Source organism: Megamonas sp., from assembly GCF_986095205.1.
Genome location: NZ_CFQVBI010000063.1, coordinates 1 through 6,221, shown reverse-complemented (window position 1 = coordinate 6,221; position 6,221 = coordinate 1). Strand labels below are relative to the sequence as shown.

Sequence of the window (6,221 nt, the reverse complement as noted above, 5' to 3'; positions counted from 1 at the left end):
TGCTTATGCTTACAACAAAAGTTGTATCGAACAAGAAGCCCCCACTTCTAAGCGATAGCGAAAGTGGTGGGAGTACATCACTAATAGAGCGAATAATATGCCAAATAATCAAGCAATGGCTAATCAACAAATGCCTAATAATATGAATAATAACCAAAACAATCAAGAAAGTGGTTTAAAAACTTTTGGTAAATATGCAGCAGCCGCTGCTGTAGGGGCGATGGCTAGCTCTCTTTATCATAATGCAACAGCAGAAGCTTCTAGTAGTCATCATACTTCTTCATCTAGTACAGAACAACCAGCACCAACAGAATACATTCCAAATGAAGTAACTCAGCCAGTTCAAGATTATATTGACCCAATGTACGCAAATCCAGTGGATAATATTCAAGCTTATAGTGAGCAAGTAGTGCCAGATATGAATAATGTGGTAGCACCTGAAATCATAAATAGTAATGTAGTAGATAATATCCAAGCTTATGATGAAAATATTATTCCTGATAATATGCAAAATAATAGTGAAATACAAAGTAGTGAAGAAATGCTACAAGAAAATCCGGTAGATAGTATTCAAGCTTATGATGAAACTAATACTCAAGATGATACATCAAATAGTGAAGACACATCGGCAGATTATGAAGAAGAAGAATACACAGAAGAAGACTCTTTTGGCAATTTTGATGATGAGGATGAAGATAGCTTCTTTTGATTATTAGTCGTCAAAATGAGAGGTGAGCATTATGCAAAATTTATATTGTCCCAAATGTGGTCAAAATTTAAACGGAAATACTAATTTAAAATTTTGCCCTAAATGTGGAGCTAAAATACAAACTAATATTTCTGGGAATAATAAAAAACAAGATGATATAGATAAACTGATGAATTCAGATTTTATACAAATGATAAAGCGAGATTATTTTTCTTATACAGGAAGACTAAATCGCAAAATCTATTTTATACGCAGTTTAGTTTTAGTTGTTATAGAATGTATACTTTTTGTGCTAATTGATGAATTAGATACTAGGTCAGATGATTTTAGTTTAATCTTGATGTTATTGAGCTTTATACTTTTATGTTTATGTATAGTAGCTGATTTTATGCTGGATATGAGAAGATTTCATGATTTGGATAAATCGGGATATTTTGCTTTATTATCACTTATACCAGCGATAACACCTTTTCTGTATTTATATTTATTTTTGATGCCAGGTACAAAAGGTGCTAATCAATATGGTAATGACCCTTTAGAAAATACGTACTGAGTAATAGTTGTTGATAGTAAAATGAGGAGCGGTTTTTATGCATAGATTAAAACAGAGATATTTAATGGTATTCATAGTGTTACTTACTTTATCTAGTGTGATGTTTTCTGGTTGTAGTTTATTAGAAGATAAACATGTAACTTTAGTCAAAGAGGGTACAATGGAAATTGTTCCTAATGTAAAAATAGGTAAGGCTTTTGACCAATTTTTCAGCGATGGTAAATGGGAGTATTTTGTGGCTACAGATAATTCAAAAGTTGTAGAGTTCACAGGTACATGCCGTTGGCAGGATAAACCAGCAAAAGCTAAAGTCCAATTTGTTATTTTAAATGATACTAGATTTCAGCTTTGGACAATTGAGATAAATGGCGACAATATGCGTGATTCTGATGCTATCGCTGTAATGAAGAAGATATTAACTCAATATCATGCAAAGTAAATTTAAAATTAAAACGTACAGAAATGAGGAATAGATATGAATATTTGTAGACAATGTCAAAAACAATTTGATGATAACGTGCTTTTTTGTCCAAGTTGTGGCAATAAATTAGAAAAACAAAATGCACAAGTAACAAATAATATTATTTGTCAAAAATGTGGAAATACTTTAACTGGTGCAGATAAATTTTGCCCTAAATGTGGTGAAAAAACGCCAGCATTTTATCAGACACCAATGGTCAATAATATAAATACTAATGTGGCAAATAATAATCAGCCAATACAGCCAGTAAATCAGCCATATCAACAGAATATGAATACAAATTTTAATGTAAATAATAGCAATAATAGTGCTGATGGTATTTTAAATAAAATAAAAAATGAATATTTTTGTTTTGAAGGTAGAATAAATAGAAAATTTTATATAACACGCAGTTTGATAATCGCAGTTGTAGTAATGGTACTTTATTTTATCATTTATGCAGCGACAACAGATATTTTTGGTATAATGTCTGATTTTGGCATGATGTTAACTTTAATAGTGCAATTAGTAGGAACTGTAGCAGGTATATCTTTAAACATTAGAAGATTTCATGATTTTAATAAATCAGGCTGGTGGATATTGATTTTTATGGTACCATTTGTAAATCTTTATTTTAGCATTAAATTATTATGTATTAGAGGCGATGTGGGTACTAATAATTATGGAGCAGACCCATTTTGATGAGAGGTAAATAAAATGAGTAAATTTTGTTTTAAATGTGGTACCCCAGTTAATGATGGTGAAAAATTTTGCCCTAAATGTGGTACTAATTTAGGAGTATCAACAAGTCCACAGATACAACCAAATGTAAATAAGAATATAAATAGTAATAATATAAACAATAACAATAGTAATAATAATAAAATGAAAATAATAATAGCTATTGCAATTGTAGTTGTTATCATTGTAGGCAGTGGTCTGGGATATTTTCTCTATCAAAAACATGAAAAAGATACACAAGTAAATACAAATACTAATACATTGGTGGAAACGGCAAAAGCTACTGACGATACGTATCAACAGCAAAAGCAAGATGAGGAAAATCTAAAAAAAGCTAATGATATATTAAAAAATAAAAATACTAATTATAAAGTCAGTGCTGTATCAACAATTGATGATAATGGTTTCTTTGGTTTGATGACAGGAAAGGGATTGAGATTTATCATTTATGATAAAAAAGATGATATGATAGCTACTATTCCTTTTGATAAAGAGTTATTAAATCCTAAAAAATATGCTAATACAGATAGAGCACTCTATTTTAATATGAGTGTAGAATATGATAATGTAAATAGCAAAGATAAAAAAGCTGGATACTGGAGTGGTTCTACACATACCATTCCTATAGAAATCTATAGTGAAGAAAAAGATGGTGTTTTATCTCCTTTGGGAATAATGACTTATTATGGAAATAACAAAGGAAAATACGATGAGTATTTGTATGAAATGCAAAATGTTAATTTAGCTAATTTAGTAATTCTTCATGGCGATAGTTTGAGAGTGGATATTACAAATAGAAATATAGACCTTCCATAAATAGAAAATATTTATCATAGGGATTGTACTTATATTAACTTAATAAATATGAATATAGGTACAATCTTTATGAAAAACTTACATATTAAGGCATAACTAATACTGATAAGGTGATTATTGGTATGAATATGAATTGTAAATATCTTAGATAATGAGATAATTTTATTAGTATGTATGAGAGGGGTAATATTTTTGTGTTTGAATCTGAATATAGACAAATTGGAGCTAAGATAATGTATTTTCGCAAGCTGAAAAAATACACACAAGAAAAATTAGCATTTAGAGCATCAATTAGTGCCTCATATTTATCAAGAATAGAAAGAGGCGTTTATAAAAAAGGATTACCTGTATCTACACTAATGAAAATAGCAAAAGCCTTAGATATAGAAGTGAGTGTTATTTTTGAAAAATAAAGATAATGATGGCAAGTAAAAATAATATATACATAGAAGAACAATATCTATTATTTATTGTTATTTAATTATAGATATTGTTTTTTATTTGCAATTATCGTTTAATTTAAATTTAATGTTAATAGGTCTATTTTATAAATTGGGATAATTAAGCTGAAAAAATAACTAAATAATCCATTTTATTGTCCTGTTAGTACAACTAAAGAATGTATTTTTTCGTTAAAATAAATTTAAAGAATATAGCAGAGGGTGATTTTATGGTAGATTTTTCGGCACAATATAGATTGATTGGGGCAAGAATATCTTATTTTCGTAAATTAAAAAGATATACACAAGAAGAATTAGCATTTAGAGCTTCAATAAGTACATCATATTTATCAAGAATTGAAAGAGGAATTTATAGTAAAGGAGTACCGATATCTACATTAATGCAAATAAGTAAAGCTTTAGATATTGATATTAAATTGTTATTTGAAGAAAAAATTTAGCCCCAAATTTATAGAAAAGTAAATAAAAAATATAGAAAGATATAATAGCTTTAAACTCAAAAAAGATATGATATAATATAGATTAATATCTTATGTAGAAGGTGGCTATTTATAATGAGCGAAAATTGTAATCATGATTGTGCAAGTTGCGGTACGACTTGTGGAGAACGTACAGCTCCTCAAAGTTTATTAGCACCAAACAATCCAAGTTCAAATATTAAAAAAGTAATTGCTGTAATGAGTGGTAAAGGTGGCGTTGGTAAATCTTTAGTTACTTCTATGATGGCAGTAACAATGCAACGTCGTGGCTATAAAACAGCAATTTTAGATGCTGATATCACAGGTCCATCTATACCAAAAGTGTTTAATCTTAAAGAAAAAGTAACAGGAACACAAGAAGGCATGACACCAGCACAGACAAAAACTGGTATAAAAATTATGTCTACAAATTTGATTTTAGATAATGAAACTGATCCTGTCGTTTGGCGTGGCCCTATTATTGGTGGAGTAGTAAAACAATTTTGGAGCGATGTAAACTGGGGTGAAGTAGATTATATGTTTGTGGATATGCCTCCAGGAACTGGTGATGTACCACTTACTGTATATCAATCTTTGCCAGTTGATGGCATAATCGTAGTTACAACACCACAAGAACTCGTATCTATGATTGTAGAAAAAGCTGTGAATATGGCTGGATTACTCAGCGTGCCAATTATTGGTATTGTAGAAAATATGTCTTATTTTGTTTGCCCTAATTGCAATGAAAAACATTATATTTTTGGTAAATCAAAAGTTGAAGAAGAAGCTAATAAATATGGTATAAAACATACAGCTACACTTCCAATAAATCCAAGTTTAGCTCAAAAATGTGATGAAGGTAGCTTTGAAACTTTTGAAGGCGATTTTTTAAATTCTTTAGGTAGCATTTTAGAAGGAAAATAATTCATAAAAATAGAATTTAATAAGTAAACTAAAAAGTCTTTCTGTTTAAGCAGAAAGGCTTTTTTTATAAATAGAATATATAGTAGATTAATTTTTTTAGATAAGAGGGATAATGATGAATCAGCAAGTATATTTGCCAAGTTATAGCATTGGTGAAGATGTATATAAGAGAGTACCTCAAATCTGCAGTAATTATGGCAAAACGGCAATTGTAATTGGCGGTGAAATTAGTTTAAGTAAAGTAAAAGATAAATTGCTTACTGCGATGAAAGGGACAGATATAAATTTATTGGATTTTATTTGGTATGGAGGTAATGCTACACGAGAAAATATTGAACGATTAAAAAATATGAAAACAGTGCAAATGGCAGATATGATATTTGCTGTTGGCGGTGGTAAAAGTATGGATACAAGTAAAGCTTTAGCAGATATGATAAAAAAGCCTGTATTTACATTTCCGACAATAGCATCAAATTGTGCTCCTGTTACAGCTTTATGTATTTTATATGGCAAAGATAAAGTAGAATTTTATGATGCACAAAAACCAGCTATTCATTGTTTTATAGATACAAAAATCATAAGTAATGCACCTATAAAATATCTGCGTGCTGGCATTGGTGATGCTTTATCTAAACAATATGAAGTTTGTTTTAATACGAGAGGTAGAATTTTAAATCACACAAATAATTTAGGGGTACAAATAGCAAAAGATTGTTCAGAAAGATTACTAAAATATGGAGTAAAGGCAGTAGATGATGCTCAAAAAAATATTGTATCTGATGAATTTATCCAAACTGTATTGACGATTATTGTAAATACAGGATTAGTTTCTGTTTTAGTAAATTTAAATTACAATAGTAGTTTAGCTCATTCACTTTATTTAGCTAGTGTGAAAATAGCAGATTGTAAAGGTCATATGCATGGTGAGATTGTCAGTTTAGGTGTATTATTATTATTACTTGTAGATAAACAGTTAATACAGGCAGAGAAAGTATATGATTTTAATAAAAAATTAGATTTACCAAATGCGAGCGTAAAGCCCCTAAATTTATTTATGGGGATATAAGCTCGCTAAAAAACAATGATTCGATATCATTGT

At 29.3% G+C, this 6,221-nt stretch carries 9 protein-coding genes; all 9 read left to right on the top strand.

Features of this window, described 5'->3' with window-relative positions; all coding sequences use genetic code 11:
- Positions 1-97: 97 nt before the first annotated feature.
- Complete coding sequence (locus tag AC5LAX_RS08755; RefSeq protein WP_288909200.1) at positions 98-709, top strand: hypothetical protein; 612 nt, start codon at positions 98-100, stop codon at positions 707-709.
- 31 nt (positions 710-740) lie between these two features.
- Positions 741-1,262 carry a DUF805 domain-containing protein gene (locus AC5LAX_RS08750; protein WP_118036463.1) on the top strand — a complete coding sequence of 174 codons (522 nt, stop codon included), beginning with the start codon at positions 741-743 and terminating at the stop codon, positions 1,260-1,262.
- A 37-nt stretch (positions 1,263-1,299) separates the two neighbouring features.
- On the top strand, positions 1,300-1,701 hold the full coding sequence (locus AC5LAX_RS08745) for a hypothetical protein (protein WP_118204798.1): 402 nt from the start codon (positions 1,300-1,302) through the stop codon (positions 1,699-1,701).
- A 36-nt stretch (positions 1,702-1,737) separates the two neighbouring features.
- On the top strand, positions 1,738-2,424 hold the full coding sequence (locus AC5LAX_RS08740) for a DUF805 domain-containing protein (protein WP_288909198.1): 687 nt from the start codon (positions 1,738-1,740) through the stop codon (positions 2,422-2,424).
- 15 nt (positions 2,425-2,439) lie between these two features.
- Positions 2,440-3,279, top strand: coding sequence for a zinc ribbon domain-containing protein (locus AC5LAX_RS08735; protein WP_193526598.1), 840 nt, complete (start codon positions 2,440-2,442; stop codon positions 3,277-3,279).
- A 194-nt stretch (positions 3,280-3,473) separates the two neighbouring features.
- Entirely contained in the window at positions 3,474-3,692 is a 219-nt protein-coding gene (locus AC5LAX_RS08730; RefSeq protein ID WP_288909197.1) for a helix-turn-helix domain-containing protein, read from the top strand.
- Positions 3,693-3,949: 257 nt separating this feature from the next.
- Positions 3,950-4,180: a helix-turn-helix domain-containing protein gene (locus tag AC5LAX_RS08725; protein WP_266286646.1), complete on the top strand. Its 231-nt coding sequence runs from the start codon at positions 3,950-3,952 to the stop codon at positions 4,178-4,180.
- Positions 4,181-4,294: 114 nt separating this feature from the next.
- Complete coding sequence (locus tag AC5LAX_RS08720) at positions 4,295-5,122, top strand: Mrp/NBP35 family ATP-binding protein (RefSeq protein WP_008539933.1); 828 nt, start codon at positions 4,295-4,297, stop codon at positions 5,120-5,122.
- A gap of 115 nt (positions 5,123-5,237) precedes the next feature.
- Positions 5,238-6,188 carry an iron-containing alcohol dehydrogenase family protein gene (locus AC5LAX_RS08715; protein ID WP_288909195.1) on the top strand — a complete coding sequence of 317 codons (951 nt, stop codon included), beginning with the start codon at positions 5,238-5,240 and terminating at the stop codon, positions 6,186-6,188.
- Positions 6,189-6,221 lie beyond the last annotated feature (33 nt).

Coding starts and splice junctions, on each gene's coding strand:
- AC5LAX_RS08755 (WP_288909200.1), top strand. CDS start 98: ATGCCAAATAATCAAGCAATGGCTAATCAACAAATGCCTAATAATATG.
- AC5LAX_RS08750 (WP_118036463.1), top strand. CDS start 741: ATGCAAAATTTATATTGTCCCAAATGTGGTCAAAATTTAAACGGAAAT.
- AC5LAX_RS08745 (WP_118204798.1), top strand. CDS start 1,300: ATGCATAGATTAAAACAGAGATATTTAATGGTATTCATAGTGTTACTT.
- AC5LAX_RS08740 (WP_288909198.1), top strand. CDS start 1,738: ATGAATATTTGTAGACAATGTCAAAAACAATTTGATGATAACGTGCTT.
- AC5LAX_RS08735 (WP_193526598.1), top strand. CDS start 2,440: ATGAGTAAATTTTGTTTTAAATGTGGTACCCCAGTTAATGATGGTGAA.
- AC5LAX_RS08725 (WP_266286646.1), top strand. CDS start 3,950: ATGGTAGATTTTTCGGCACAATATAGATTGATTGGGGCAAGAATATCT.
- AC5LAX_RS08720 (WP_008539933.1), top strand. CDS start 4,295: ATGAGCGAAAATTGTAATCATGATTGTGCAAGTTGCGGTACGACTTGT.
- AC5LAX_RS08715 (WP_288909195.1), top strand. CDS start 5,238: ATGAATCAGCAAGTATATTTGCCAAGTTATAGCATTGGTGAAGATGTA.